We start from the raw sequence: 25,412 nt of genomic DNA, 5'->3' as shown, positions 1-25,412 counted from the left end.
GGATTTTGCATGGACTTCAATCGCCTCGACCAGCAACTGCGCGACAGCCTGGCCGACCTGCGCCTGAGCAATGAGGAGCGCGACGAGCTGCGTCAACTGGGCAGTGAACTGAGCGCCGATCAGGTGCGTTTCATGCGCAACCGCGCTTTTGCGCTCGCTCGTGAACTGATGCGTGCACCGGAGAACGTCGAGCCGGCGCTGAAATGGCTGGAGCAGGTGATCAAGACCCTCGACAGTGTCAGCAGCGCGCCGCGCGTGGAACATGCCAGCGCTCACTTCAGTCCGGGCGAGAGCTGCCGGCGCAAGATCCGCGAGCTGTGCCGGCAGGCGCGCAAGAGCGTGGATATCTGCGTCTACACCATCTCCGACGATCAGCTCAGCGAAGAGGTGCTCGCCTGTCATGAGCGCGGTATCGCCGTGCGAGTGATCAGCGACAACGAAAAGCAGTTCGATGTCGGCAGCGACATCCAGTGGCTGCGTGACAAGGGTGTGCCCCTGCGCATCGACGCCGGGCCCTTCCACATGCACCACAAGTTCGCCCTGTTCGACGGTCGCCTGCTGCTCAACGGCAGCTTCAACTGGACGCGCAGCGCCACCACCAGCAACGAGGAAAACCTGCTGGTGATCGATCACCCGCAACTGGTGGCGGCCTACAGTCGTGAATTCGAAGCGCTCTGGGCACGTTACGCAGGAAACTGATGAACCATCCTCACGCTCACCAGCTGCTGGGTTTCTATCGCAGCTGCTACCTGGCCGACAGTCGCGACCTGGACCTGGACAACCTCGGCAAGTTGCCTGCCAACCGCTGGGCCTGGCTCGAGGGGCGCGAGGAACTGGCCAGCGGCGGTGTGCCGCTGTTGCCGTTGTCGGCCGAGCTGGGTCATGGCCTGGCCGAAGCGCAGGCGCTGTATCAACGTGAATTACAGTTGGTCTATGGTGTGTTGCCGATCTGCGGCCGCCTGCAACTGGATAGCGGTGGTTCACAGGTGATCTGCGGTCCGCTGTTCTATTACGAGGCGAGCCTGCAGCCGACGACGGATGGGCAGAGCCACTTGCTCGCTATCGACCCACAGCAGGTGCATGGAAACTGGCGTCTGCTGCGCCGTCTGTTCGATGAAAGCGGCAACGCTAGCCTCGATGGACTGCCACTGCCGACAGGCGCACTGGGTGCGGCCTCGCTGGGCCAGTTGCTCGCCTGGGTGGCGCACAATACACAGGTTCGCGAGGTCAGCGAGGCCGCTGGTTTCCCGCAGTTGGTAAGAGATGAGGTGTTGGCCAAGGCCCTGCGGCGTCGCAGTTTGTCGCTGCAGGCCGGTGCCTTCGTCGCGCTGGTGCCGCGCGGCAGCGGTAGCCGTGGCATCGCCCATGAGTTGCAACAACTGCAGGACGCCGAGCGACTGTCGCCGGCCTTGTTGCAGCTGCTCGGCGAAACACCTCCTGTGCAGACGGCAGGCTCGACCAGCAGGCCGCAGCGCCTGCCGGCGCAGCTCAGCGCTGCCCAGTGCCAGGCGCTGGCCAATGCCGCACACCATCCGCTGAGCCAGATTTCCGGCCCGCCCGGCACCGGCAAGAGCTACAGCCTGGCGGCGCTGGCGCTGGATCGTTACCTGCAGGGTGAGAGCGTGTTGCTGGTCAGCCGCAGCGCTCAGGCTGTGCGCGTGATCGCGCACAAGTTGCGGGAGGATTTCGGCCTGCGCGACGGCGTGCTCGAAGGTGATGGGCAGAGCCTGCGCCAGGCCTTGCGCGAGCGCCTGGAACGGCTACTGCAGGGTGAGTTCGAGTGGGTGTCGGAGCAGGTCGAAGAGCGTCAGCGCAGCGAGCTGGAAGTGCTGACCGAGGCCGAGCGGCGCCTGTCGGCAGATTTTCGTAAGCGCTGCGAGCAGGCCGTGCGCTGGAGCCGCCTGTTGCTGCGTGCCGAACGTGGCAGCCTGGCTTTCTGGCAGCGCTGGTTGCAGGTGCCCTGGGTGCGCAAACGTATCGGCAACAGCGTGCGCCCCTGGGCATTGCTGGATGAGTTGCGTGATTGCCAGCAGCGCCGCCAGCTTCTCAGTCGTGAGCACCTCAATAGCCATCGCGCCCTGAATCTCAAGCGCCTGCTGGTCAGCGACCGCGCGCTGTTCGTGCGCTACAACCAGGCCATCCGTGCGCGCAATTCGCAACGCCAGCTGGCGCTGTTCGAAGGTATCGATCCGGAGCGTCTACTGGCCGCTGTTCCGATCTGGGTGGTGACCCTGGACGAGCTGCACCGCCTGTTGCCACTGCGTCCGGAACTGTTCGACGTGATGGTGATGGACGAGGCGACCCAATGCGACATCGCTTCGGCGCTACCGGCTTTCCAGCGTTGCAAGCGCGCCGTGGTGACCGGCGATGCACGTCAGTTACGGCACATCTCCTTTCTCTCCCGCGTACGCGAAACGCAGCTGTTGCAACGTGCTGGCCTGCAAGCCGAAGAGCGCGAGGCCTGGAGCTACCGCGACAACAGCGTGCTGGATCTGGTCGGCTTGCAACTGGGCAGCCAGGAGGCGGTGGTGTTTCTCGACGAACACTTTCGTAGCCGTCCGGCGCTGATCCGCTTCAGCAACGAGCTTTTCTACGACCAGCGTTTGCGTGTGATGAAGGAGCGGCCTGGCCTTGATGCCTGCGACAGCCTGCAGCTGCTGCGTATCGACGGCCAGCGTGGGCGCAACGGTGCCAATGAGGTCGAGGTCGAGCGGGTGCTGGAGCTGATCACTGCGCACCTGGCCGAGTATCAGGGTAGCCCGCTCAAACCCAGCATCGGTGTGCTGTCGCCGTTTCGCGATCAGGTCGAGCGAATCCGTTTGCGCATCGGTGAAACGCTGCCGCTGGAACAACTACGTGAGTTTCGTCTGCTGGTGGATACGCCTTACGGCTTCCAGGGCGAGGAGCGCGATCTGATGATCCTCAGCTTCGCCATTGATCGCGAATCGAGCCAGGCGGCCAACTACCTGAACCGTGCCGACCTGTTCAACGTCGCCATCACCCGTGCCCGTGAACGCCAGGTGCTGCTGTTCAGTGGTGACGAGCGACAGCTGTCCTCCACGCATCTGCTGCGCCGCTACCTGGAATTCCTGCAGAAACCAGGTGTCAGTTGGCAGGCGGGAGCCGTGGAGGACACCCGCCAGAACTTGTGTCAGGCGCTCGAAGGGCAGGGCGTCAGCGTGTGGAGCCACTACCCACTGGCGGGACAGGTGCTGGACCTGTTCTGTCGACGCGGCGACAAGTGCCTGGCCATTGACCTGATCGGCTTTCCGGGGGAGGGCGAAGGCTTTCTCGAACTGGAGCGCTACCTGGTGCTGGCGCGCGCTGGTCTGGAGACCTTGCCACTGAGCTATGGTTTATGGCACGAGGCGCCGGAGCAGGCAGTGCAGGCGGTACTGGCACGGCTTTGACGCTTCATTCGCGGGCTTTCTTGACGCGCGCGGCGATCGTGGCCTAGGCCTTAGGCAGACCATCAAATGTACCGGGGGGCTCATGGCGCTGCGCAACGCTATTCAACTGATCACCTATCCCGACCGCCTGGGGCGAAACCTGGGGGAACTCTACCAATTTCTGGATCGGCATCTGGGCGATGCGCTGGGCGGTGTGCATATCCTGCCGCTGTATCCGTCCAATGCCGATGGTGGATTCTCGCCGCTCACGCACATGGAGGTGGACCCGCGCTATGGCGACTGGGCGGATGTCGAGCGCATCTCCGCGCGCTTCGACCTGTGCGTCGACCTGGTGATCAGTCATATCGCCGACGAGTCGCCGGAGTTTCTCGATTTCGTTGCACACGGCCAGGACTCGCCCTACGCGGATCTCTTCGTTCAAGTCGATCAGTTCGGCGAAATCACCCATGACGACCTGGCCAAGATCCATATTCGTCGGGAGAAGGAGCCGTTCCGCGAGGTGCGGCTGGCCAACGGCGAGACCTGTCGGGTCTGGTGCACCTTCACCGAACGGCAGATCGACCTCAATTACGACTCGCCGAAAACCTACCAGTTGATGGAGCAGTACATGGCCTTCCTCGCTGCGCGCGGGGTCAAGCTGTTTCGCCTGGATGCCTTCGGCTACACCACCAAGCGTATCGGCACCAGCTGCTTTCTGGTGGAGCCGAACGTGTACCGCATCCTCGAGTGGTTCCGCGAAACTGGGGCCAAGTACGAGGCCGAGATGCTGCCGGAGGTGCATGACCACATCAGCTACCAGTACGCCATCTCCCGGCGGCAGATGCGCCCCTACGGCTTCGCTCTGCCACCGTTGGTCTTGCACGCGTTGCTCAGTGGCAGCAGCCGCTATCTGAAAAACTGGTTGCGCATGTGCCCGCGTAACCAGATCACCGTGCTCGATACCCACGACGGCATCTGCATCCCGGATGTCGAAGGCATGCTGCCCGAGGCGCAGATCCAGTACCTGATCGATGAGGTTTCGACGCGCAGTGCCGACCCGATCATGCGTCGCTCGGCAGTCAACGTGCACAGCGTCGGGGCCATCTACCAACTGACCTGCACCTTCTACGAAGCATTGATGCGTAACGACGAGGCCTATATCGCCGCGCGTGCCATCCAGTTCTTCGTGCCTGGTATCCCGCAGGTTTACTACGTTGGCCTGTTGGCAGGCTGCAACGACTTCGACCTGCTCGAACAGACCGGCGAGGCGCGCGACGTCAATCGTCACTACTACAGCCTCGAAGAGGCCGAGCAGGCCCTGCAGCAACCTCTGGTGCAGCGTCTGCTGGCGCTGATGCGCTTTCGTTGTCAGCATCCGGCTTTCGAAGGGCGTTTCGAGCAGAACTATTCGACTGACGACCAACTGCTGCTGGCCTGGCGCCATGGCGAGCATTACTGCCGTTTGCACCTCGACCTCAGCAGTCTGCAGGCGACTATCGAATACACCGACGCACAGCAGGGTATCTGCCGTATGACCTGTTGAAGGTCGGCGTGGGCCATGCATTCGCGTTAGACTTGCGCTCTTTCGACCAGCCAAGAAGCCCGCCATGGCCCTGCCATCGACCACCTACAAGATCGAACTGAACCTCACCGACATGGATCGCAGCGTTTATGAAAATCTGCGTTTCACCGTCGCTCGCCACCCGTCCGAGACCGAAGAGCGCCTGGCCGCGCGGCTGATCGCCTATGCGCTGTTCTACCACGAGCAACTGGCGTTCGGTCGCGGCCTGTCAGACGTCGACGAACCGGCGTTGTGGGAGAAGAGCCTGGACGACCGCGTGCTGCACTGGATCGAAGTCGGACAGCCCGACAGCGAGCGCATCACCTGGTGCTCGCGGCGTACCGAAAAATTCAGCCTGGTGGCCTACGGCAACCTGCGTGTGTGGCAGGGCAAATGCCTCGACCCGGTGCGCAGCCTGAAGAACATCAACGTGGTCGCTCTCGGTCAGGAGGCGCTGGCCGACCTGGCGCTGGACATGCCGCGTTCGCTGAACTGGAGCGTGATGATCAGCGATGGCGAGTTGTTCGTCACCGATGAGCGTGGCCAGCACGAGATTCCCATTGAATGGCTCGCCGGCGAGCGTTGAATCTGTGATCTGCGTAGGGTGGACGACGCTGTTTTCGTCCACCACAACGAGTGCGTAAGGTGGACGGATGAAGCGTCGTCCATCCTACGAAATCTGATGCTGTAGGGCGGGTACAACCCGTCATATCACCTGTGGCGGGTTGCACCCGCCCTACATGAAAAGACTCAAAATGCGTATCGAAGCCCGTCCCTTACCCGCTCAACTGCCTGACTTGGGCAATCTGCCGCCTTTGCTGACCCGTCTCTACGCCGCCCGTGGCGTGCAGTCTGCCGAAGAGCTGGACAAGGGGCTGGCGCGGCTGATCCCGTACCAACAGCTCAAGGGCATCGACGCCGCGGTCGAACTGCTGGTGCAGGCGCTTGAGCAGCGTCAGCGCATCCTTATCGTCGGCGACTTCGATGCCGATGGTGCCACTGCCAGCTCGGTCGGTGTACTCGGCCTGCGCCTGCTCGGCGCGGCGCATGTGGATTACCTGGTGCCGAATCGTTTCGAGTATGGCTACGGCCTGACCCCGGAGATCGTCGCCGTGGCGCTTGAGCGCCAGCCCGACTTGTTGCTCACCGTCGACAACGGCATCTCCAGCGTCGACGGTGTGGCGGCCGCCAAGTCCGCCGGGTTGACGGTGCTGGTCACCGACCACCACCTGCCTGGGCTGGAATTGCCGGCGGCCGATGCCATCGTCAACCCCAACCAGCCAGGCTGCGAGTTTCCGAGCAAGGCCATGGCTGGTGTCGGGGTGATGTTCTACGTGCTGTTGGCGCTGCGCGCGCGGCTGCGCGAAACCGGCTGGTTTGCCAGCCGGCAGGAGCCGAATCTAGGCGAGCTGCTCGACTTAGTGGCGCTGGGCAGCGTCGCCGACGTGGTACCGCTGGATGCCAACAACCGCATCCTGGTGCACCAGGGGCTGGCGCGCATTCGTGCCGGCCGGGCAAGGCCGGGCCTGCGTGCGATTCTCGAAGTCGCCGGGCGCGATCATCGACGTATCACCTCCACCGATCTCGGTTTCATCCTCGGCCCACGGTTGAATGCGGCAGGGCGGCTGGATGACATGAGCCTCGGCATCGAATGCCTGCTTTGCGACGACGAGGCCCTGGCCCGCGATATGGCGGTGCAGCTCGACCAGCTCAACCAGGATCGCAAGGCCATCGAGCAGGGCATGCAGCGCGAGGCGCTGGCCCAGCTCAAGGACCTGTCGCTGGACGACATGCCATTCGGCTTGTGCCTGTTCGAGCCGGACTGGCACCAGGGCGTGATTGGCATCCTCGCTTCGCGCCTGAAAGAGCGCTATCACCGTCCGGCCATCGCCTTCGCCGATGCTGGCGAGGGCATGCTCAAGGGCTCAGCGCGTTCGGTCCCGGGGCTGCATATCCGCGATGCGCTGGACGCCGTGGCGGCGCGTCATCCGGGGCTGATCAGCAAGTTCGGCGGGCATGCCATGGCTGCCGGGATGTCGCTGCCGCAGGAGAATTTCGGTGCGTTCGCCGTCGCCTTCGATGCCGAGGTGCGCCGCCAGTTGTGTGAGGATGACCTGACTGGCCGCCTGCTCTCCGACGGCCAGCTCGATGCCACTGAGTTCCACCTGGAACTGGCCCGCGCTCTGCGCAACGCCGGGCCCTGGGGGCAGCATTTTCCCGAGCCGCTGTTCCATGGCGTGTTTCAGATCGTCAATCAGCGCATCGTCGGTGAACGTCACCTGAAGCTGGTACTCAAGACCGAGTGCGGCAGCGTGCAGCTCGACGGCATCGCCTTCAACATCGATCGCGAGGTCTGGCCCAACCCGACGCTGCGCTGGGCCGAAGTGGCATACAAACTCGACCTCAACGAGTTTCGTGGCAATGAAACCGTGCAACTGATGGTGGCGCATATCGCCCCGCGTTAATCCGCCAGGCCGGCCAGCACCTCTCGCAGTCGCTCGCGTGTTGCCGCCGTGCAGGGCAGCAGCGGTGCCCTCGGTTCCTCGCCGATCAGGCCCTGAAGCGCCAGCGCCGCCTTGATCGCCGATGGGTTGGCTTCGGCAAAGGCGGCTTGCATCCAGGGCAGCAACTGATAGTGCAACTGACGGGCGCCCTGTAGATCACCGGTAGCTACGCACTGTTGCATGCGTACGTACAGATCGGCGCGGACATGTGCCGACGCTGATATGGCGCCAGCGCCACCCAGGCACAGTGTGTTGAATATCTGCGTGTCCTCGCCGGCCAGCACCTGCACTTGGCCTTCGGCGATCAGCGCCATGGTGGTTTCGGCGTCCCCCGCACAGTCCTTGATGGCCTGGATATTGGGATGGCTGACGATGCGGCGCAGCGTGTCGCGCTCGATACGTATTCCGGTTCGATAGGGAATGTCGTAGAGCACCAGCGGCACCTCGGCTGCATCTGCCAGCGTGGTGAAGAAGTGCTCCAGCCCGGCCTGGGACGGACGGATGTAGTAAGGCGCCGGCACCAGCAGGCCTGCCAGCGGGCGCCGCTGGATTTCCCGTTGCAAGTCGAGCAGGGCATTCAACTGGTTGCCAGCCAGGCCCATGATCACCCGGTCTGGGGGTACCCGCTGGAGCACGGCATCCAGCACGGCGAGCTGCTCGCTCTGACCGAGCGCAGCGGCCTCGCCGGTGGTGCCACAGACCACGAAGCCAGCGACGCCATCTTCCAGCAGCTTCCCCAGCAGGCGGTCGAGGCTGGTGAAATCGATCTCACCGTTACGCAGTGGGGTGACCAGCGCCACCCAGATACCCTGAAAATTGGACATGCAAAAAACTCCTTGCGACTGACCGTCTGGTCGCCGTCAGGGAGGGTGCGAGAATCGAGCGGGAGGGGAGATACAACCTGGCGCTTGTCCTGTCAGCCCATCTGACGGGACAGTGCCCCGGTCAAATGAGCGACTGTTTCTTGGATTTCTTGGCAACGACGACGCACGCGCACTGGCAGGCAGTGAAGCCTGGGAGCAGTGCTTGGTGGTCGAAGGTGGCGTACATGAAGAACAGCCCGTTGCGTGAATCGTCGGCCGATGGTGCTTGGCCACGCAGGCGACTGTCAAGCGGCCCTGACGGTAATATCTGGAAGCATTCAGCTAGCTGCCGGGCCAGCGGCCGAGGCCTACACTCGGCGAGATTTCCTCAGGAGAATGCGCGATGAATACCCGTGGCTTGCTCGATCAACTGCTTAAATCCGGACAGGAAATGCTGCAGCAGAAGGGTGGCGGCACCTCTTCGGGGCTTGGTGGCGCGCTAGGCGGCCTGCTCGGCGGCGGTTCAGGCAAGAGCGGTGGCAGCGATCTCGGCTCGATGCTCAAGGGCGCCGGCGGTGGCGCAGCGCTGGCCATGCTGCTGGGCAACAAGCGGGTGCGCAAGGTCGGCGGCAAGGTGGCGGTCTATGGTGGCCTGGCTGCGCTCGGCGTGATGGCGTACAAGGCCTATGGCAACTGGCAGGCGCAGCAAGCTCAGCAGGGTGGTGCGCAGCCGGTCGAGCCGCAAACCCTGGATCGTTTGCCGGCGCCGCAAGTCGAGCAGCACAGCCGCGCCATTCTCAAGGCGCTGGTGGCGGCGGCCAAGGCTGATGGTCATGTCGATGAGCGTGAGCGTCAGTTGATCGAAGAGGAGTTGGGCAAGCTCGCGCAGGACGGCGAACTGCAGACCTGGCTGCACGCCGAACTGAACAAGCCGCTGGACCCTGCCGACGTGGCGCGCGCCGCAGCGACCCCGGAAATGGCCGCCGAAATGTACCTGGCCAGCGTGCTGATGGTCGACGAAGAGCACTTCATGGAGCGCGCTTACCTCGAAGAGCTGGCGCGTCAGCTACAGCTGGCACCTGCACTGAAGAGCGAGCTGGAAGCTCAGGTGCGTATCGAGGCGCAGCGCGTCTGACGCGCCGCCTCAGACCAAAAGATCATTCATCCTCGCACCCGGCTTGTTTTAGGCTGTTGGCCAATGACAAGAACGACACGCGAGGATGCTTATGTCGCAAGCGCCACTGGATGCCTATGACTATCTGATCGTCGGCGCCGGCCCTGCCGGCTGCCTGCTGGCCAATCGCCTTTCCGCCGACCCTGGCGTCAGCGTGTTGCTGATCGAGGCAGGTGGGCGCGACAACTATCCCTGGATTCACATCCCGGTCGGCTACCTCTACTGCATCGGCAATCCACGCACTGACTGGTGCTACAGCACCGAGGCCGATCCCGGCCTGCATGGCCGCTCGCTGAAATACCCGCGTGGTCGTGTGCTCGGCGGCAGCTCCTCGATCAACGGCATGATCTACATGCGCGGCCAGGCTGCCGACTACGATGGCTGGGCCGCCGCGGGCAATCCCGGTTGGGCCTGGCGTGATGTGTTGCCGTTGTTCAAACGCTCGGAGAATCATTTTTCCGGCACCAGCGAACTGCACGGTGGCGATGGCGAGTGGCGGGTCGAGCGTCAGCGCCTGTCTTGGGAAATTCTCGAAGCCTTCCGTGGCGCCGCGGCGCAAAGTGGCATTGCCAGCGTCGAAGATTTCAACGGTGGGGACAACGAAGGCTGCAGCTACTTTCAGGTCAACCAGAAACGTGGCGTGCGCTGGAATGCCTCCAAGGCGTTTCTGCGAGATATCCGCCAGCGCCCTAATCTGCAGGTGCTGACTGGCGCCGAGGCCGAGCGCCTGGAACTGGAGGACGGGCGCGCCAGTGCGCTGCACCTGCGTTGTCAGGGCCGCGCGCTGCGCGTTGCGGCGCGTCGCGAGATCATCCTGTGTGCCGGCGCCATCGGCTCGCCGGCCTTGCTGCAGCGCTCCGGCATCGGCCCAAGGCCGCTGCTGGAAAAGCTGGGCATCGGCGTCAGGCACGAGCTGCCAGGTGTTGGCAGCAACCTGCAGGATCACCTGCAGTTGCGCTTGATCTATCGGGTGGAGGGCGTGAAGACGCTCAATCGCATCGCGGCCACGCCCTGGGGCAAGCTGGGCATGGGCCTGGAATACCTGCTCAAGCGCAGCGGGCCGCTGTCGATGGCGCCCAGCCAGCTTGGCGCCTTCGCCAAGTCGGACCCCGGGCAAGCGCGCGCCAACCTGCAGTATCACATTCAACCCTTGTCACTGGAGCGCTTTGGCGAGCCCTTGCACGACTTCCCGGCGTTCACCGCCTCGGTGTGCAACCTGCGCCCGCACAGCCGTGGTAGCGTCGAAATCGCCTCGGTCGATGCCAGCGTCGCCCCGCTGATTCGCCCCAACTACCTCAGTGACGAGCATGATCTGCGTGTGGCCGCCGACGCCATTCGCCTGACCCGGCGTATCGTCGCTGCACCGGCATTGGCCGGTTATCGACCGCAGGAGTACAAGCCCGGCCCGGACTATCGCAGCGAGGAGGATCTGCAGCGTGCGGCTGGCGAGATCGGCACCACCATCTTCCATCCGGTGGGTACCTGTGCGATGGGGCAGGGGCGTGAGGCCGTGGTCGATGCCCGCTTGCGCGTGCATGGCATCGCCGGTTTGCGTGTGGTCGATGCGTCGATCATGCCGAGCATCACCTCGGGCAACACCTGCTCGCCGGTATTGATGATCGCCGAGAAGGCAGCGCAGATGATCACCGAGGACGCGCAGCCGCAACGACAGGCGACCCGGGTAACCGAGTCCGCGCTCAGCTGAGGCTGGTTTCCTGGCTGCTGTGGAATATCGCGCGATTACGCCCACCGTTTTTGGCTTTGTACAGCGCCTCGTCAGCCAGTTGCAGGACGACGCTGAGCTCGATGTGGTCCTCAGGCCAGAGTGCTCCGCCGACGCTGCAGCCGATGCGCACCTCGCCGACTTCCAGCAGTACCGGCTGGCCGAGTGCGGTGATCACGCGCTCGGCCACCTGGTGGGCGTGATGCTGTGCATCCTGTCCCGGCACTTGCAGCACCATGAGAAACTCGTCGCCGCCCAGGCGCGAGACCATGTCGCCGTCACGCAGGCAGCCGCGCAGACGTTGGGCTACCTCCCGTAGCAGATGATCCCCTGCTGTATGGCCATGGGTGTCATTGACTGGTTTGAAACCATCGAGGTCGAGGTAGAGCAGGGCCAGGCAGCCATGCTGCAGGCGGCTGCGTTGTTGGGCCTGAGGCAGAAATTTCTCTAGCGCCATGCGGTTGGGCAGGCCGGTCAGCGCGTCGTGGTAAGCGAGGCTTTCCATCATGCCCAGCGCGGTCTGCTGCAGGGTGAGGCTTTCCACCAGATGACGGATGGACTGACTCAACTGATGAATTTCACGGCTACCACGCAGCTCGGGTATTTCGGTGATTTCACCCGCGCTGAGACGGTCTGCTGCGTTAGCGATGTCGCGCAGTGGCCGGGTGAAGTAGCTGCTGACCAGCCAGCCGATCACCGCGAATACCAGTGCCAGGCCGCTGCCCCAAAGCAAGATGCTTTGCAGCAGGTTCTGCGCTGGGGCATCGGCGACCTCGAGTGATTGCCGTGCCACAACCGTCCAACCCAGGCCGGGGTAATCTTTGTAGCCCTGACTCAGGGTCAGACCGGTGAGGTAGTCGTTACCTTCCGGCCACTGCTGCACTTGCCAGCGACTTTGTCCAGGTTTCAGCCCTTCCAATGCCGGCAGCTCCAGCTTCTGACCGATCATTTCTTTTGGGCCAAGCAGGATGCCGCGATCCTGACCAATGACGAAGAACTCGACCAGATGCCGATCCTGGCTCGGGCCTAGAATCGACTCGCGCACCTCGTCGGCCCACGCCCAGGACAGGTGGCTGGCCAAAACGCCGGCCAGGCTGCCGTCGCTGGCGAAGATCGGCAGGCTGATGTCGACGAATTTCATCGCCTCGCCGCTTGGGTTGGGCAGCAGCTTGGCCAGCAGTACCGCTTCATGCACGTCACCGATGAACAGTCCGTTGCGCCCCTCCAGATAGACCGGCCTCTGCGCAATGCTGACGCTCTCCAATATGCCGTTGCTGGAGGCCAGCACCAGGCCGTGCGGGTCGGTGAAGCCGATCCAGGCGATGCTGGGGATTTCCTTCTGCAGGCTGTCGAGCAGGCGCCGCACCTCGGCGATGTCATCGGGCTGACGCAACGCCTGCAGATTGCCGAGCACCTTGAGCACTGCGGCGCGCGAGGCCATGTCGCGATCCAGGCGGTCAACCATTGCGTAGGACACTTCGGCCATGTTGCGGCCCACGTCCTCGCGAATCTGCTGGCTGGTGTATTGGCCGATCAGTGTGCCCAGAAGCCAGCTGAGGGCGCAGACGAGAAGGGCAACGAAGAGGGCGATATGGCTACGCATGCTTTGCGCTGGGGGCATGTTTTAATTCTCGGGTAGGCCACTGCAATCGGCTGTGTGACCAGTATAGTGCGCCGTTGATCCATTGAGCTGTGATCACCTGCCGATAGTGGGCTGCCAGCCTGGGCTGGCTCGGGTATAATCGCCGGCTTTTCCGTCCGATTTGCCGCGAGCGCCGACTACCATGGAAATCAATCCGATCCTCAACGCCATCAAGGACCTGTCCGAGCGAACCCAGTCAATTCGGGGGTATCTTTGACTACGATCACAAGCATGATCGTCTGGTCGAAGTAAACCGCGAACTGGAAGACGCCAGCGTCTGGAACAAGCCCGAGTACGCGCAAGCGCTGGGCCGTGAGCGCGCCATGCTGGCGCAGATCGTCGAAACCATCGACGACCTCACCGGTAGCTTGGTCGATTCCAAGGACCTGCTGGAAATGGCCGCCGAAGAAAACGACGAAGCGGCGGTGAGCGATATCGTCGCCGAAGTCGACCGCCTGCGCGAAATCCTCGAGAAGCTGGAATTCCGCCGCATGTTCAGTGGCGAGATGGACCCGAACAACTGCTACCTGGACATCCAGGCCGGTTCCGGCGGCACCGAGGCGCAGGACTGGGCCAACATCCTGCTGCGCATGTACCTGCGCTGGGCCGACAAGCGTGGCTTCGACGCCACCATCATCGAGCTGTCCGAGGGCGAGGTCGCCGGCATCAAGGGCGCCACCGTGCACATCAAGGGCGAGTACGCCTTCGGTTGGCTGCGCACCGAGATCGGCGTGCACCGCCTGGTACGCAAGAGCCCGTTCGACTCCGGCGCCCGTCGTCACACCTCGTTCTCGGCGGTGTTCGTGTCCCCTGAGATCGATGACAAGGTCGAGATCGATATCAACCCGTCCGACCTGCGTATCGACACCTACCGCTCCTCCGGCGCCGGTGGTCAGCACGTCAACACCACCGATTCGGCGGTGCGTATTACCCACGTGCCGACCAATACCGTGGTGGCCTGCCAGAACGAACGTTCCCAGCACGCCAACAAGGACACCGCCATGAAGATGCTGCGGGCCAAGTTGTACGAGCTGGAGATGCAGAAGCGCAACGCCGCCTCGCAGGCGCTGGAAGACAGCAAGTCCGATATCGGTTGGGGTCATCAGATCCGCTCCTACGTGCTCGATGACTCGCGCATCAAGGATCTGCGTACCGGCATCGAGCGTAGCGACTGCCAGAAGGTTCTGGATGGCGATCTCGACCAGTACCTAGAGGCCAGCCTCAAGCAGGGCCTTTAACCGCAACCCTGTAGGGGTCAGCGTGCTGGCGATGCTCTTCGCGACCAGCTGGCTCCTGCCAAACCCCATTTGCATATACACGCCAGGCAGATAAAACGACCATGAGCGACCAACAACTCGACCAGAACGAACTGCAGCAGGAAGAAAACAAGCTGATTGCGCTGCGCAAGGAAAAGCTTGCTGCCATCCGTGAGCAGGGCAACGCCTTCCCCAACGACTTCCGCCGCGACAACTACTGCGCCGACCTGCAGAAACAGTACGTCGACAAGACCAAGGAAGAGCTGGAAGCCGCTGCCATTCCGGTCAAGGTTGCCGGGCGCATCATGCTCAACCGTGGTGCTTTCATGGTCATTCAGGACATGACTGGCCGCATCCAGGTCTACGTCAACCGCAAGACCTTGCCGGAAGAAACCCTGGCAGCGGTCAAGACCTGGGACATGGGCGACATCATCGCCGCCGAAGGTACCCTGGCCCGTTCCGGCAAGGGCGACCTGTACGTCGAGATGACCAGCGTACGTTTGCTGACCAAGTCGCTGCGTCCGCTGCCGGACAAGCACCATGGCCTGACCGATACCGAACAGCGCTATCGCCAGCGGTACGTCGACCTGATCGTCAACGAAGAAGTGCGTGACACCTTCCGGGTGCGTTCGCAGGTCATCGCTCATATCCGCAAGTTCCTTGCCGAGCGTGACTTCCTCGAGGTGGAAACGCCGATGCTGCAGACCATCCCTGGCGGTGCCGCGGCCAAACCGTTCGAGACCCACCACAACGCGTTGGACATGGCCATGTTCCTGCGCATCGCGCCGGAGCTGTACCTCAAGCGCCTGGTGGTCGGTGGTTTTGAAAAGGTCTTCGAGATCAACCGCAACTTCCGTAACGAAGGCGTCTCGACCCGGCACAACCCCGAGTTCACCATGCTCGAGTTCTACCAGGCCTACGCCGACTACGAAGACAACATGGACCTGACCGAGGAGCTGTTTCGCGAGCTGGCTCAGGCTGTTCTCGGTAGCACCGACGTGCCGTACGGCGACAAGGTGTTCCACTTCGGCGAGCCGTTCGCGCGCCTGTCGGTGTTCGATTCGATCCTCAAGTACAACCCCGAACTGACCGCTGCCGACCTGCAGGATGTCGACAAGGCCCGCGCCATCGCCAAGAAGGCCGGCGCCAAAGTGCTCGGCCATGAAGGCCTGGGCAAGCTGCAGGTGATGATTTTCGAAGAGCTGGTCGAGAGCAAGCTGGAGCAGCCGCACTTCATTACCGAGTATCCGTTCGAGGTATCGCCGCTGGCCCGCCGCAACGACCAGAACCCCAACGTCACCGACCGCTTCGAGCTGTTCATCGGCGGCCGCGAGATCGCCAACGCCTACTCCGAGCTCAATGACGCCGAAGACCAGGCCGAACGCTTCCTCGCCCAGGTGGCCGAGAAAGACGCCGGTGACGACGAAGCTATGCACTTCGACGCCGACTTCGTTCGCGCTCTGGAGTACGGCATGCCGCCCACCGCCGGTGAGGGCATCGGCATCGACCGCCTGGTGATGCTGCTGACCAACTCGCCGTCGATCCGCGACGTCATCCTATTCCCGCACATGCGCCCGCAGGCTTGATACCAGACAGAAAGCCGCCTTCGGGCGGCTTTTTGCTACTTGTCGTTATACATTTCGCGGCAATTTCGCTGGGCGCCTGGTGAGTAAGCGAAACGGAGCCTTTTGCTTGCATGTCCAAGCCATTACTCTCCCTGTCATAACTAGAACGTAGAGGGTCGACCCACCGTGAGCTCCGTGTCTGCGCCCCCCAATGCCACACAGGCAGCCAACGCTGTCGCCGAAAGTGTCCAGTACCAGGGCCGCAAGGCCAGTCGCCAGGGCAGTGAGCAGCGCCGCCAGGCGATTCTCGATGCCGCCATGCGCATCATCGTGCGCGATGGCGTGCGCGCCGTGCGTCACCGCGCGGTGGCGGCCGAAGCGCAGGTACCGCTGTCGGCCACGACCTACTATTTCAAGGATATCGATGATCTGATCACCGATACCTTCGCCCAGTTCGTCGAGCGCAGCGCCGCGCAGATGGCGGCATTCTGGAGCGGTACTCAGGGTGCGCTGGAGGCTATGGTCGGGCGCCTGGATGGCAGCGAGCAGGCACGCAGGCAACTGGCCGACGAGATCGCCGGGCTGGCGGTGCAGTACGTGCAGCGCCAGTTGTGTGAGCGTCGTGACCACCTGATCGCCGAGCAGGCGTTTCAGCAGGAAGCTCTGCTCAATCCACGGCTGCGCGAGCTGGTGCGAGCTCACCGGCAGATCCTGCAGCAGGGTGTCACCCACTTCTTCGAAGTGCTGGGTTCGCGCCAGCCCGAACAGGATGCCGTGCTGTTGACGGCCGCCATCGTGCGGATGGAGTATCAGGGCCTGCTAGACGGAGTCGAGAATCTGGACAGCCAGGGAATGCTGGCCATCCTTAAACGTTACATGAATCTGGTTCTGGGGCTTTGATGCCCAACCGGCTGGTGGTTTTCACAAGGAGAGCGTAATGAAAACCTGGCGCGTACTGGTCGCCTTGTCCTTCCTGTTGTTGAGTGGTTGCCTGGTTACCTTCAAGGATCCAATCCCGGCCAACGAGGCGGCACCCATCCCGTTGCTGGGTGAGTGGACCCGGCAGGACGAGTGGGGCGATCAACTCTATCTGGAGATCACCCGTGCCGGCTCCAACCTCTACGAGGCGCGCATCTACGAAGGCAGCCCGGACAACGCCGGCGGCCTTGAGGAGTTCGGTTTCACCGTCGCTCATCATGGTCGCCGCTGGTACCTCTCCGCGGGCTTGCCGAAAAGCCTGGGCGCCAACTTCGCCATCGCCGGCTTCGAATTGACCAAGGACAACGAGCTGGTGCTGTACAACCTCGACACCGACCGCATTCTCCAGGATATGGAAAAGGGCCTGCTGGAAGGGCAGACCGTCTCCATGCCCGAGGCTGACGGTGCATTGATCACCAGCCCGCTGGACAAGGTGTTCGCCTACCTCGACGACCCGGCCAACGCCGACCTGTTCGTCGAGGTGGCGCGTTATCAGCGAGCCGCCGAGTAGGAACTGCAATGAATAGCCAGCAAAAACTGGACGACTATCAGCTCTGTATCCGTGCCCTCAGTGACCGCATCGTCGATGCGCAAACGCCCATCCGCGTACTCGATGCGGTGAAGTGGGACGATGGCATCCGTGATGGCTTTCTCAAGGCCAAGGGCAAGCAGCCGCCGGCCGTGGATCGCGACTACTACCTGAGTCGACCGCTGGCTTTCGATGCCGCTGCGAAGAAGTTGGAATTCCAGAACATCGAGCGTGACATCACCCGTCAACTCGGCCAGTTCAATCCGGTCGGGCAGATCATGCGGCGTATGTGCAAGGAATACCGCATGGTCATCCGTATGCTCGAGGCGCGTGGCACCGAGGACTTCGGCCTGATCAGCCAGGAGCTGTATGGCGCTGCCTCCGACGCCTTCCACGCCGGTGATCCGACCTTGGCCGATCTCGGCCTGATGCTCTCGGACTACCTCAATAACATCGCCGCGCGTGGCGACCTGGAAGACGAGGCCAAGACCCTCGGTGCCAGTGATGCGGTGAACATTCTGCAGCAGCGCCTGGCTGGTGTATTTGGCGACGAAACCATTCGTGTGTTCGAGTCCGACGGTATTCTCGCCGATGCCGCCGCTGGCGCCGACTACATCAAGATCCGCAGCGATGCGCGTTTCAACGAGCGCGACGTCAAGGCGCTGGAGGTGCACGAAGGTCTGGTGCATGTCGGCACCACGCTCAACGGGCTCAACCAGCCGATCTGCACGTTCCTGGCCAAGGGCCCGCCCTCATCGACGGTGACCCAGGAAGGTTTGGCCATTCTCATGGAGGTGATCGCCTTCGCCTCCTACCCCACGCGGCTGCGCAAGCTGACCAACCGCACCCGCGCCATCCACATGGCCGAAGAGGGCGCAGATTTTCTCGAGGTATTCGAGTTCTTCCGCGAGCAGGGCTATGGCCTCGAAGGCGGCTACAGCAACGCCAGCCGGGTGTTCCGTGGGTCCTTGCCGACGGGCCTGCCGTTCACCAAGGATCTTTCCTATCTCAAGGGTTTCATCCTCATCTACAACTACATCCAGCTGGCGGTGCGCAAAGGCAAGCTGGAGCAGATTCCGCTGCTGTTCTGCGGCAAGACCACCCTGGAAGACATGCGCACGCTGCGCAAGCTGGTGGACGAAGGGCTGGTGCAGCCACCCAAGTATCTGCCGCCGCAGTTTCAGGACATGAACGCGCTTTCGGCCTGGATGTGCTTCTCCAACTTCCTCAACCACCTGAGCCTGGATCGCATCGAAGCGGACTACGCCAATATTCTCTGAATCACCCTGCATCTAGGGTGCGCCGCGCGCACCGCTGCCGTAGCCCGGATGAAATCCGGGAAGCCTTGGAGACCGCCCCGTGCCCAGCCATCAACTCGAATACGAAATCCTCGGCGCTTCGGCGCAATCGGTGGAGATCATTCTCGACCCCGGCGAGACGGTGATCGCCGAAGCCGGGGCGATGAACTACATGACCGACGGCGTGCGCTTCGAGACGCGCATGGGCGATGGCTCGTCCAATGGCCTGCTGGGCAAGCTATGGAGCGTCGGCAAGCGCATGCTCACCGGTGAGTCACTGTTCATGACTCACTTCAGCAATGCCGGCAAAAGTCAGGCACGAGTGGCCTTCGCCGCGCCTTATCCGGGCACCGTAGTGCCCATCGACCTGGCAAAGATCGGTGGTCGATTGATCTGCCAGAAAGACGCTTTCCTCTGCGCCGCCCATGGCACCAGCATCGGCATCAGCTTCGCCAAGCGCCTGGGCGCCGGCTTCTTCGGTGGCGAGGGCTTCATCCTGCAGAAGCTCGAGGGTGACGGCCTGGCGTTCGTGCATGCTGGCGGTACCGTGATCCGCAAGGAACTGAACAACGAAACCCTGCGCCTGGACACTGGTTGCCTGGTGGCCTTCAGCAGCGGTATCGATTATGACATCGCCCTGGCTGGCGGCCTGAAAAGCATGCTCTTCGGTGGCGAAGGCATCTTGCTGACCACGCTCAAAGGCACCGGCACGGTGTGGATTCAGAGCCTGCCGTTCTCGCGCCTGGCCGAGCGTGTCTATGCCGCGACCGTTCAAGCACGCGAAGAGGTGCGCGCCGGTGGCAAGTAGCCTGCGGTCGCTGTTGTTGCTGCTGGCCAGCCTGTGGCTGGGTGGTTGCAGCGGCCTGCTGTTCTACCCGGAGCCAGGGCTGCCGATTACCCCGGAGCGTGCCGGCTTGGAATACCGCGACATCGAGCTGCGCGCCACCGATGGCACGCGTTTGCATGCCTGGTGGCTGCCGGCCAAGCCCGGGGTGAAGATCAAGGGTACGGTACTGCATCTGCATGGCAATGGCGGCAACCTGGCCTGGCACCTGGGCGGCGTTCACTGGCTGCCGGAGCAGGGCTATCAGGTGCTGATGCTGGATTACCGGGGATATGGTCTGTCCGCCGGTAAGCCGCGACTGCCGGAGGTCTATCAAGATATCGATGCAGCTTTCGTCTGGCTCGATCAGGCGTCGCAAGTGCAGGGCACGCCGCTTTTCGTGCTCGGGCAGAGCCTCGGCGGCGCCCTGGCCGTGCATTACCTGGCGCAGCATCCTGAGCGCCAATCGGCCTTGCAGGCCATGGCGCTCGATGGTGTGCCGGCCAGTTATCGCGATGTGGCCCAGCATGCGCTGAGCACGTCCTGGCTGACCTGGCCGCTACAGGTGCCGCTGTCCTGGCTGGTGCCGGACGGCGACAGCGCGATTCACAGCATCGAGCAACTTGAAGGTGTGCCCTTGCTGATCTATCACAGCATTGACGATACGATCGTGCCGCTTTCCAATGGCCAGCGTTTGTATCAAGCTGCGCGCCCGCCACGCGCCTTTCAGGCGACCCGTGGCCCGCACGTGCAAACCTTTGCCGAGCCCGCCTGGCGCCAGTCACTGCTGGCGTTCTTCAGTGCGCCGCAGGCCTTTGTCGAGCGCCAGGCGCCGACCATCGAATCCGCAACAGAGAGTCCGCAATGACCGAACGCAATCCTATCCCTCTGATCCTCACGGGTGTCGCCAGCATCGTCGGTACCATCGGCGTGCTTTGGTACTACGGTTACGTCCATTTCGCCAAGCCGGAAGACGCGTTGCTGCTCTCCGACTTCACCATGCTCAAGACCATTCCTGGCGAGGACTACAAGGTCTCGCTGAAACCGGCCGATCAGGTGGCGCAGTGCATCGATGGCGTGCTGGTGTTGTTCGATCTGCAGCAGAAAGGGCTGACTGGCGTGCTGGTGGACAACAAGAAGCAGGCCGTGCGTTGCATCGGTCAGGAAACTCCGGCGCTGGAGCAGTAAGGCAAAACGTTTACGTAGGGTGTCGCGGGGCCGCCTATGCCGTGCGTAGCGAAACGTAGGCGCGAGTCTCGATTGCGCCAAAAAAGAAACCCGCCATCAGGCGGGTTTCTTCATTACAGCGGTGCTATCAGGCGCCGGCAGACGAGCGCGGAGCGACCGGCTGGTTATCGTTGGAGATGGTCACCTCCACGCGACGGTTCTGCGCACGACCGGAGTCGCTGGAGTTGTCCGCAACCGGATACTCCTTGCCATAACCCTGGGCTACGATGCGCGTCGGCTCGACGCCGGCACGAATCAGTGCACGACGGACGGACTCGGCGCGACGCTCGGACAGACCCTGGTTGTAGCTGGCCGAGCCGACGCTGTCGGTGTAACCCTCGACGATCACCTGACGCTCCGGGTTTTCCTGGAGAAAACGCGCCAGTTGGGTGACGTTGGGCAGCGCGCTGCTCTTCAGTTCGGCCTTGTTGAAGTCGAACAGAACGTCACCGAAGGTAACCAACGTGCCGCGCTCGGTCTGCTTGGCGTTGAGGCTGTCCTGCAGCTTGCGGATCTGTGCGTCGCGAGCATCGAGCAGAGCCTGGGCGCGCTGCGCCGAGGAATTTTTCAGCTCGGCTTCGGCATTACGCAGGACGATGGTCTGCTTGGCCACGTCGACGCGCTTGTTGGTCAGGTAGGCCAGCTGGTCGACCTTCTTCTCATCTTCCTTTTCCATGTAGGCCTTGTCGGCCTTGTTCAGCCATTCCTGGGCTTCCTTGGTTTCCAGCGCCGCGACCTTGCTCGCCTGCGGATCGCTCTGCAGTGAGGAGAAGTTGCTACGCGCCGACTCCAGGTTGGCGTTGGGCTGGTGCGAGCAGGCGGCCAGGCCGACGCTCAGGGCCAGAAGGGCGGGGATCATTACGTGTTTACGCATGGCGTTCATCCTTTGATCTGTCAGCGAATGGGTGGGGTGCATGGCGCTCACTGAGCGTTACGCATGCCTTCCTCACGCAGTTCCTGAACACCCTGGCGGGCGTCCTGCAATGCTTGTTCGGCTTTGGCGGCCTGAGCCTTGCGCTCGGCGAGACGAGCATCCCATTCAGCCTGTTCGGCCAGGCGGCGGGCTTTCTCGTACTCTTTCTCATGCATGGCCAATTCGGCCTCTTTGAGCTTGTCCTGCGCAGACTTCATTTCTACGGCAGCAAACTCGGTACCACCGGCGCTGATCGCCGAGTTCACGGCTGATTGCGTCACGGCATATTGCTCGCTGGGCGGGTTACCCGCGCAACCAGCCAGCACCAGGCTGCTACCCAGCACCAAGGCGGCCAGTTTGATCCCGTGCAGGCGGCTGCGCGGGGCTTTTTCGGTATGGGTCTTCATGGCGGCTAACTCCATTTGAAACACTCCTATGAACGACGATATCCGTAGCGATTGGCCTCTCGTGTCGTCCGTCTACCAAAGGTGTTGGTGATGTCGGCTCGTCACGATGGCCTATAAGTGGGACCGGCAGGCTTTTCGAATAGTTCAGAAAAAAACACAGTCTGCTTATGGCTTTCTGGATGACTGGTTAGTCAACTATTTGCGTATGGAAAGGCCTCGGCGTGGTTTTTTATGCGCATCTAGATCGCTCTTAAAACCCTTCTATCTAGATGGTTTCGTGGGTTTTTATGGGTGAAGGAGGGCCGGCGCGCCTGCGCATCGGCGAAGGCGGAGGGAGGTGCTGCATAGATGCAGAGATGTCTGCTCGGCAGGCGTGTTATCAGCCTGAGCGTCCGAAATTGAACAATATGTCGAACACGACGGCCCGTTCAGGGCGTCAATGGCTCGTCTCTTTGCTCGTATCACTCAGTTCACGCAGGTATTTGCGCGACAGCGCCAGGAACCGTGGAGTCGGACCGACGTCCTCGTACAACGGGTCGCCTTGCTCGTCCAGCGCCACCACTTTGTTGCCGCGCACGTAAGGCAGGCTGGCCTCGAGTTCCTCGAGCGCCGCGCCGATCAGCTCTCCAAGCAGTTCCTCGCTGTGATGCTTGGGGTACATCTCGGTGAGCGCCGCCAGGCGAGCGGCCGACTCGATATCCAGGTGGATGTGATAACGAGTCGGGGTCAGGTGACCCTTGGCATTTTGTTCCCAGTGTTTTGCCAGTTCGCGAATTCTCATGTCGTAGCTCCTCACGGGTGGCGCCGGCGGTGCCCATTGGCGAAACCGCAGCGCCCTTCGACAAGCCTAGACCCAGCACGCAGGCTCGCCCTGGTGCACGTCGCACCCTTGTAAGAAGTTGGCGCGCTGGGCACTCTGTTGACACTGGATAGGAGAAGGAGTGCGACATGGCGGAAATCGATGCGCGCCTGCGTGAAGAGGTGCATCTGCTCGGCGAGTTGCTCGGGCATACCATCAGCACCCAGTTGGGCGACGAGTTTCTCGACAAGATCGAACGCATACGCAAGTCGGCCAAGGCCGGTCGTCGTGGCTCTGCCGCGGGTGCCGAGCAGCTGACCAGCACCTTGGGGGATCTGGGTGACGACGAACTGCTACCGGTGGCGCGGGCCTTCAATCAGTTCCTCAATCTGGCCAATATCGCCGAGCAGCAGCATCGTGTGCGCCGTCGCCGTGCCGGTGAGCCCGAGCCGTTCGAGTTGCGTGTGCTCGACGAATTGCTTGAACGTCTGCTCGCCGCCGGGCAGGGCAGTGATGAGCTGGCGCGTCAGTTGGGGCGCCTGGACATCGAACTGGTGCTGACCGCACACCCGACCGAAGTGGCGCGGCGTACCCTGATCCAGAAATACGATGCCATCGCCGCGCAACTGACGGCACTGGATCACAGCGATCTATTGCCAACAGAGCGTGAACGCATCGCTCAGCGTCTGCAGCGGCTGATCGCCGAGGCCTGGCACACCGAGGAAATTCGCCGCAGTCGGCCTAGCCCGGTAGATGAGGCCAAGTGGGGCTTTGCCGTCATCGAGCATTCGCTGTGGCAGGCCGTGCCGCAGTTCCTGCGGCGCGCCGATCAGAGCCTGCAGGCCGCTACCGGTCTGCGTCTGCCGCTGGAGGCTGCGCCGATTCGCTTCGCCTCGTGGATGGGCGGCGACCGTGACGGCAACCCCAATGTCACTGCGCGTGTGACGCGTGAGGTGTTGCTGCTGGCGCGCTGGATGGCCGCCGATCTTTACCTGCGCGACGTAGACAACCTGGCCGCGGAGCTGTCCATGCAGCAGGCCAGTGACGAACTGCGCGCGCAGGTAGGCGACAGCGCCGAACCGTACCGTGCACTGCTCAAGCAGTTGCGCGAGCGCCTGCGCGAAACGCGCAGCTGGGCGCAGCAGGCGCTCACTGCCGATGTGGCGCCCAGCGCTGCAGTACTGCGCGACAACCATGATCTGCTTGCGCCACTGCAGCTCTGCTACCAGTCGCTGCATGCCTGCGGCATGGGCGTGATCGCCGATGGTCCGTTGCTCGATTGCCTGCGCCGGGCAGCCACCTTCGGTCTGTTCCTGGTGCGTCTCGACGTGCGTCAGGATTCCTCCCGGCACGCAGCCGCGATGTCGGAAATCACCGATTATCTTGGCCTCGGTCGCTATGCCGAATGGGATGAGGAGACGCGTCTGAGTTTCCTCCAGCGCGAGCTGGAAAATCGCCGCCCCCTGTTGCCAAGCGACTATCGACCCTCGGCCGATACCGCCGAAGTGCTCGCTACCTGTCGTGAGGTGGCAGCTGCTCCTGCCGCATCGCTGGGCTCCTACGTGATCTCCATGGCGGGTGCCGCCTCCGATGTGCTGGCCGTGCAACTGCTGCTGAAAGAGGCCGGGTTGCGCCGGCCGATGCGGGTGGTGCCACTTTTTGAAACCCTGGCCGATCTTGACCACGCCGGGCCAGTGATCGATCGCCTGCTGGGGTTGCCCGGCTATCGCGCGCGCCTGCATGGCCCGCAGGAAGTGATGATTGGCTATTCCGATTCGGCCAAGGACGCCGGTACAACCGCCGCAGCCTGGGCGCAGTACCGCGCTCAGGAGGAGCTGGTGCGTCTGTGTCGTGAGCATCAGGTCGAACTGCTGCTGTTCCACGGTCGCGGTGGCACCGTCGGCCGTGGCGGTGGCCCCGCTCACGCGGCCATCCTGTCGCAACCCCCTGGCTCGGTGGCGGGGCGGTTCCGCACCACCGAGCAGGGTGAAATGATCCGCTTCAAGTTCGGCCTACCGGATATCGCCGAGCAGAATCTCAACCTCTATCTGGCTGCAGTGCTGGAAGCCACGCTACTGCCACCGCCAGCACCGGAGCCGAGCTGGCGGGCGATGATGGACCGCCTCGCCGATGCTGGCGTGAAGGCTTATCGCGACGTGGTACGCGAGCATCCGCAATTCGTCGAATATTTCCGCCAGGCCACGCCGGAGCAGGAGCTCGGCCGCTTGCCGCTGGGCAGTCGCCCGGCCAAGCGGCGTGAAGGGGGCGTGGAAAGCCTGCGGGCCATTCCGTGGATCTTCGCCTGGACGCAGACACGCCTGATGCTGCCAGCCTGGCTCGGCTGGGAGCAGGCGCTGGGGCAGGCGCTGCAAGGCGGTGATGCTGAACTGCTGAAAAGCATGCGCGAGCAATGGCCATTCTTCCGCACCCGCATCGACATGCTGGAAATGGTCCTGACCAAGGCGGATGCCAATATCGCCGCCCTGTATGACGAACGTCTGGTCGAACCGGCCCTGCAGCCGCTGGGGGCGCAGTTACGCGACCTATTGTCGCAGGCGTGCGCCGCCGTGCTGGAATTGACCGGGCAGTCTCGGCTGCTTGCGCACAATCCGGAAACCCTGGAATCGATCAGCGTGCGTAACACCTATCTCGACCCACTGCACCTGCTGCAGGCCGAGCTGCTGGCGCGCTGCCGACAACGTGAACAGGCGCCGGAGAGCCCTCTGGAGCAGGCGTTGCTGGTCAGCGTGGCAGGTATCGCGGCAGGTTTGCGTAACACCGGTTGAAGGGCGGCAGGTGCTGGCCGGCATATGCCTGGCCA

General features: G+C 62.8%; 21 protein-coding genes. 16 read left to right on the top strand and 5 right to left on the bottom strand.

Going from position 1 to position 25,412, the window contains the following annotated elements; genetic code table 11:
- Nucleotides 1-9: 9 nt before the first annotated feature.
- The 5 genes from RTH74_RS17710 (at nucleotide 10) to recJ (ending at nucleotide 7,415) form a co-directional block, all read left to right on the top strand.
- Nucleotides 10-699: a phospholipase D-like domain-containing protein gene (locus tag RTH74_RS17710; protein ID WP_179544219.1), complete on the top strand. Its 690-nt coding sequence runs from the start codon at nucleotides 10-12 to the stop codon at nucleotides 697-699.
- On the top strand, nucleotides 699-3,410 hold the full coding sequence (locus RTH74_RS17705) for an ATP-binding protein (protein WP_316915508.1): 2,712 nt from the start codon (nucleotides 699-701) through the stop codon (nucleotides 3,408-3,410). Before RTH74_RS17710 ends, RTH74_RS17705 begins: the two co-directional genes overlap by 1 nt.
- An 82-nt stretch (nucleotides 3,411-3,492) precedes the next feature.
- Nucleotides 3,493-4,932 (top strand): sucrose phosphorylase, encoded by a 1,440-nt coding sequence (gtfA, locus tag RTH74_RS17700; protein ID WP_316915507.1) that lies wholly within the window; start codon nucleotides 3,493-3,495, stop codon nucleotides 4,930-4,932.
- Nucleotides 4,933-4,996: 64 nt separating this feature from the next.
- Nucleotides 4,997-5,536 carry a YaeQ family protein gene (locus RTH74_RS17695; RefSeq protein WP_072425875.1) on the top strand — a complete coding sequence of 180 codons (540 nt, stop codon included), beginning with the start codon at nucleotides 4,997-4,999 and terminating at the stop codon, nucleotides 5,534-5,536.
- 169 nt (nucleotides 5,537-5,705) lie between these two features.
- Complete coding sequence (recJ, locus tag RTH74_RS17690; protein ID WP_316915506.1) at nucleotides 5,706-7,415, top strand: single-stranded-DNA-specific exonuclease RecJ; 1,710 nt, start codon at nucleotides 5,706-5,708, stop codon at nucleotides 7,413-7,415.
- Here recJ and dapA read toward each other — a convergent pair.
- Nucleotides 7,412-8,278 (bottom strand): 4-hydroxy-tetrahydrodipicolinate synthase, encoded by an 867-nt coding sequence (gene dapA, locus RTH74_RS17685; protein WP_179544222.1) that lies wholly within the window; start codon nucleotides 8,276-8,278, stop codon nucleotides 7,412-7,414. The two genes, recJ and dapA, sit on opposite strands and share 4 nt — an antisense overlap.
- A gap of 382 nt (nucleotides 8,279-8,660) precedes the next feature.
- On the opposite strand from dapA, the gene RTH74_RS17680 reads away from it, so the two are divergent.
- A complete protein-coding gene (locus RTH74_RS17680) occupies nucleotides 8,661-9,392 on the top strand; it encodes a tellurite resistance TerB family protein (protein WP_316915505.1) in 732 nt (243 codons plus the stop codon).
- Nucleotides 9,393-9,483: 91 nt separating this feature from the next.
- Nucleotides 9,484-11,136, top strand: coding sequence for a GMC family oxidoreductase N-terminal domain-containing protein (locus RTH74_RS17675; RefSeq protein WP_316915504.1), 1,653 nt, complete (start codon nucleotides 9,484-9,486; stop codon nucleotides 11,134-11,136).
- On the opposite strand, the gene RTH74_RS17670 is transcribed toward RTH74_RS17675, so the two are convergent.
- Nucleotides 11,129-12,775, bottom strand: coding sequence for a GGDEF domain-containing protein (locus RTH74_RS17670; RefSeq protein ID WP_316915503.1), 1,647 nt, complete (start codon nucleotides 12,773-12,775; stop codon nucleotides 11,129-11,131). The genes RTH74_RS17675 and RTH74_RS17670 overlap by 8 nt on opposite strands.
- A gap of 163 nt (nucleotides 12,776-12,938) precedes the next feature.
- Here RTH74_RS17670 and prfB point away from each other — a divergent pair.
- From prfB to RTH74_RS17630, 8 genes are all read left to right on the top strand, one after another.
- Nucleotides 12,939-14,034, top strand: a protein-coding gene (prfB, locus tag RTH74_RS17665) for a peptide chain release factor 2 (RefSeq protein ID WP_296229181.1) whose coding sequence is annotated in 2 segments (ribosomal slippage) — nucleotides 12,939-13,010 and nucleotides 13,012-14,034 — 1,095 coding nt in all. Because the reading frame shifts where the segments join, the coding sequence is not laid out codon by codon here.
- Nucleotides 14,035-14,135: 101 nt separating this feature from the next.
- Complete coding sequence (lysS, locus tag RTH74_RS17660; RefSeq protein WP_316915502.1) at nucleotides 14,136-15,638, top strand: lysine--tRNA ligase; 1,503 nt, start codon at nucleotides 14,136-14,138, stop codon at nucleotides 15,636-15,638.
- 165 nt (nucleotides 15,639-15,803) lie between these two features.
- Complete coding sequence (locus RTH74_RS17655) at nucleotides 15,804-16,517, top strand: TetR family transcriptional regulator (protein WP_316915501.1); 714 nt, start codon at nucleotides 15,804-15,806, stop codon at nucleotides 16,515-16,517.
- A 37-nt stretch (nucleotides 16,518-16,554) separates the two neighbouring features.
- Nucleotides 16,555-17,106, top strand: a complete 552-nt coding sequence (locus RTH74_RS17650) for a hypothetical protein (RefSeq protein WP_316915500.1) — start codon at nucleotides 16,555-16,557, stop codon at nucleotides 17,104-17,106.
- A gap of 8 nt (nucleotides 17,107-17,114) precedes the next feature.
- A complete protein-coding gene (locus RTH74_RS17645; protein ID WP_316915499.1) occupies nucleotides 17,115-18,404 on the top strand; it encodes a flavohemoglobin expression-modulating QEGLA motif protein in 1,290 nt (429 codons plus the stop codon).
- A gap of 79 nt (nucleotides 18,405-18,483) precedes the next feature.
- A complete protein-coding gene (locus RTH74_RS17640; RefSeq protein WP_125880625.1) occupies nucleotides 18,484-19,230 on the top strand; it encodes a TIGR00266 family protein in 747 nt (248 codons plus the stop codon).
- On the top strand, nucleotides 19,220-20,113 hold the full coding sequence (locus RTH74_RS17635) for an alpha/beta fold hydrolase (protein ID WP_316915498.1): 894 nt from the start codon (nucleotides 19,220-19,222) through the stop codon (nucleotides 20,111-20,113). The genes RTH74_RS17640 and RTH74_RS17635 overlap by 11 nt, the downstream gene beginning before the upstream one ends.
- Nucleotides 20,110-20,433, top strand: coding sequence for a hypothetical protein (locus RTH74_RS17630; RefSeq protein ID WP_143505881.1), 324 nt, complete (start codon nucleotides 20,110-20,112; stop codon nucleotides 20,431-20,433). The genes RTH74_RS17635 and RTH74_RS17630 overlap by 4 nt, the downstream gene beginning before the upstream one ends.
- Nucleotides 20,434-20,560: 127 nt before the next feature.
- Here the strand turns inward: RTH74_RS17630 and RTH74_RS17625 are convergent, their stop codons facing one another.
- The 3 genes from RTH74_RS17625 to RTH74_RS17615 form a co-directional block, all read right to left on the bottom strand.
- On the bottom strand, nucleotides 20,561-21,346 hold the full coding sequence (locus RTH74_RS17625) for an OmpA family protein (RefSeq protein WP_106734403.1): 786 nt from the start codon (nucleotides 21,344-21,346) through the stop codon (nucleotides 20,561-20,563).
- A gap of 47 nt (nucleotides 21,347-21,393) precedes the next feature.
- Nucleotides 21,394-21,807 carry a DUF4398 domain-containing protein gene (locus RTH74_RS17620; protein WP_177429678.1) on the bottom strand — a complete coding sequence of 138 codons (414 nt, stop codon included), beginning with the start codon at nucleotides 21,805-21,807 and terminating at the stop codon, nucleotides 21,394-21,396.
- Nucleotides 21,808-22,228: 421 nt separating this feature from the next.
- The gene (locus RTH74_RS17615; RefSeq protein WP_106734405.1) at nucleotides 22,229-22,573 is read right to left on the bottom strand and encodes a pilin assembly protein; all 345 of its coding nucleotides are present in this window, start codon (nucleotides 22,571-22,573) and stop codon (nucleotides 22,229-22,231) included.
- 167 nt (nucleotides 22,574-22,740) lie between these two features.
- On the opposite strand from RTH74_RS17615, the gene ppc reads away from it, so the two are divergent.
- Entirely contained in the window at nucleotides 22,741-25,377 is a 2,637-nt protein-coding gene (gene ppc, locus RTH74_RS17610) for a phosphoenolpyruvate carboxylase (RefSeq protein WP_316915497.1), read from the top strand.
- The last annotated feature ends 35 nt before the right edge of the window (nucleotides 25,378-25,412 follow it).

Origin of the sequence: Pseudomonas sp. zfem001 (assembly GCF_032621725.1) — a bacterium.
In the GTDB taxonomy this organism is placed as follows: domain Bacteria; phylum Pseudomonadota; class Gammaproteobacteria; order Pseudomonadales; family Pseudomonadaceae; genus Aquipseudomonas; species Aquipseudomonas sediminis.
Note: the sequence above shows the minus strand (reverse complement) of the source record. Positions and strands in the feature narration are given on the sequence as shown.

Excerpts from the sequence above, each read along its gene's own strand:
- RTH74_RS17710 (WP_179544219.1), top strand. The coding sequence starts at position 10 with ATGGACTTCAATCGCCTCGACCAGCAACTGCGCGACAGCCTGGCCGAC.
- RTH74_RS17705 (WP_316915508.1), top strand. The coding sequence starts at position 699 with ATGAACCATCCTCACGCTCACCAGCTGCTGGGTTTCTATCGCAGCTGC.
- gtfA (WP_316915507.1), top strand. The coding sequence starts at position 3,493 with ATGGCGCTGCGCAACGCTATTCAACTGATCACCTATCCCGACCGCCTG.
- RTH74_RS17695 (WP_072425875.1), top strand. The coding sequence starts at position 4,997 with ATGGCCCTGCCATCGACCACCTACAAGATCGAACTGAACCTCACCGAC.
- recJ (WP_316915506.1), top strand. The coding sequence starts at position 5,706 with ATGCGTATCGAAGCCCGTCCCTTACCCGCTCAACTGCCTGACTTGGGC.
- dapA (WP_179544222.1), bottom strand. The coding sequence starts at position 8,278 with ATGTCCAATTTTCAGGGTATCTGGGTGGCGCTGGTCACCCCACTGCGT.
- RTH74_RS17680 (WP_316915505.1), top strand. The coding sequence starts at position 8,661 with ATGAATACCCGTGGCTTGCTCGATCAACTGCTTAAATCCGGACAGGAA.
- RTH74_RS17675 (WP_316915504.1), top strand. The coding sequence starts at position 9,484 with ATGTCGCAAGCGCCACTGGATGCCTATGACTATCTGATCGTCGGCGCC.
- RTH74_RS17670 (WP_316915503.1), bottom strand. The coding sequence starts at position 12,775 with ATGCCCCCAGCGCAAAGCATGCGTAGCCATATCGCCCTCTTCGTTGCC.
- lysS (WP_316915502.1), top strand. The coding sequence starts at position 14,136 with ATGAGCGACCAACAACTCGACCAGAACGAACTGCAGCAGGAAGAAAAC.
- RTH74_RS17650 (WP_316915500.1), top strand. The coding sequence starts at position 16,555 with ATGAAAACCTGGCGCGTACTGGTCGCCTTGTCCTTCCTGTTGTTGAGT.
- RTH74_RS17645 (WP_316915499.1), top strand. The coding sequence starts at position 17,115 with ATGAATAGCCAGCAAAAACTGGACGACTATCAGCTCTGTATCCGTGCC.
- RTH74_RS17630 (WP_143505881.1), top strand. The coding sequence starts at position 20,110 with ATGACCGAACGCAATCCTATCCCTCTGATCCTCACGGGTGTCGCCAGC.
- RTH74_RS17625 (WP_106734403.1), bottom strand. The coding sequence starts at position 21,346 with ATGCGTAAACACGTAATGATCCCCGCCCTTCTGGCCCTGAGCGTCGGC.
- RTH74_RS17620 (WP_177429678.1), bottom strand. The coding sequence starts at position 21,807 with ATGGAGTTAGCCGCCATGAAGACCCATACCGAAAAAGCCCCGCGCAGC.
- RTH74_RS17615 (WP_106734405.1), bottom strand. The coding sequence starts at position 22,573 with ATGAGAATTCGCGAACTGGCAAAACACTGGGAACAAAATGCCAAGGGT.
- ppc (WP_316915497.1), top strand. The coding sequence starts at position 22,741 with ATGGCGGAAATCGATGCGCGCCTGCGTGAAGAGGTGCATCTGCTCGGC.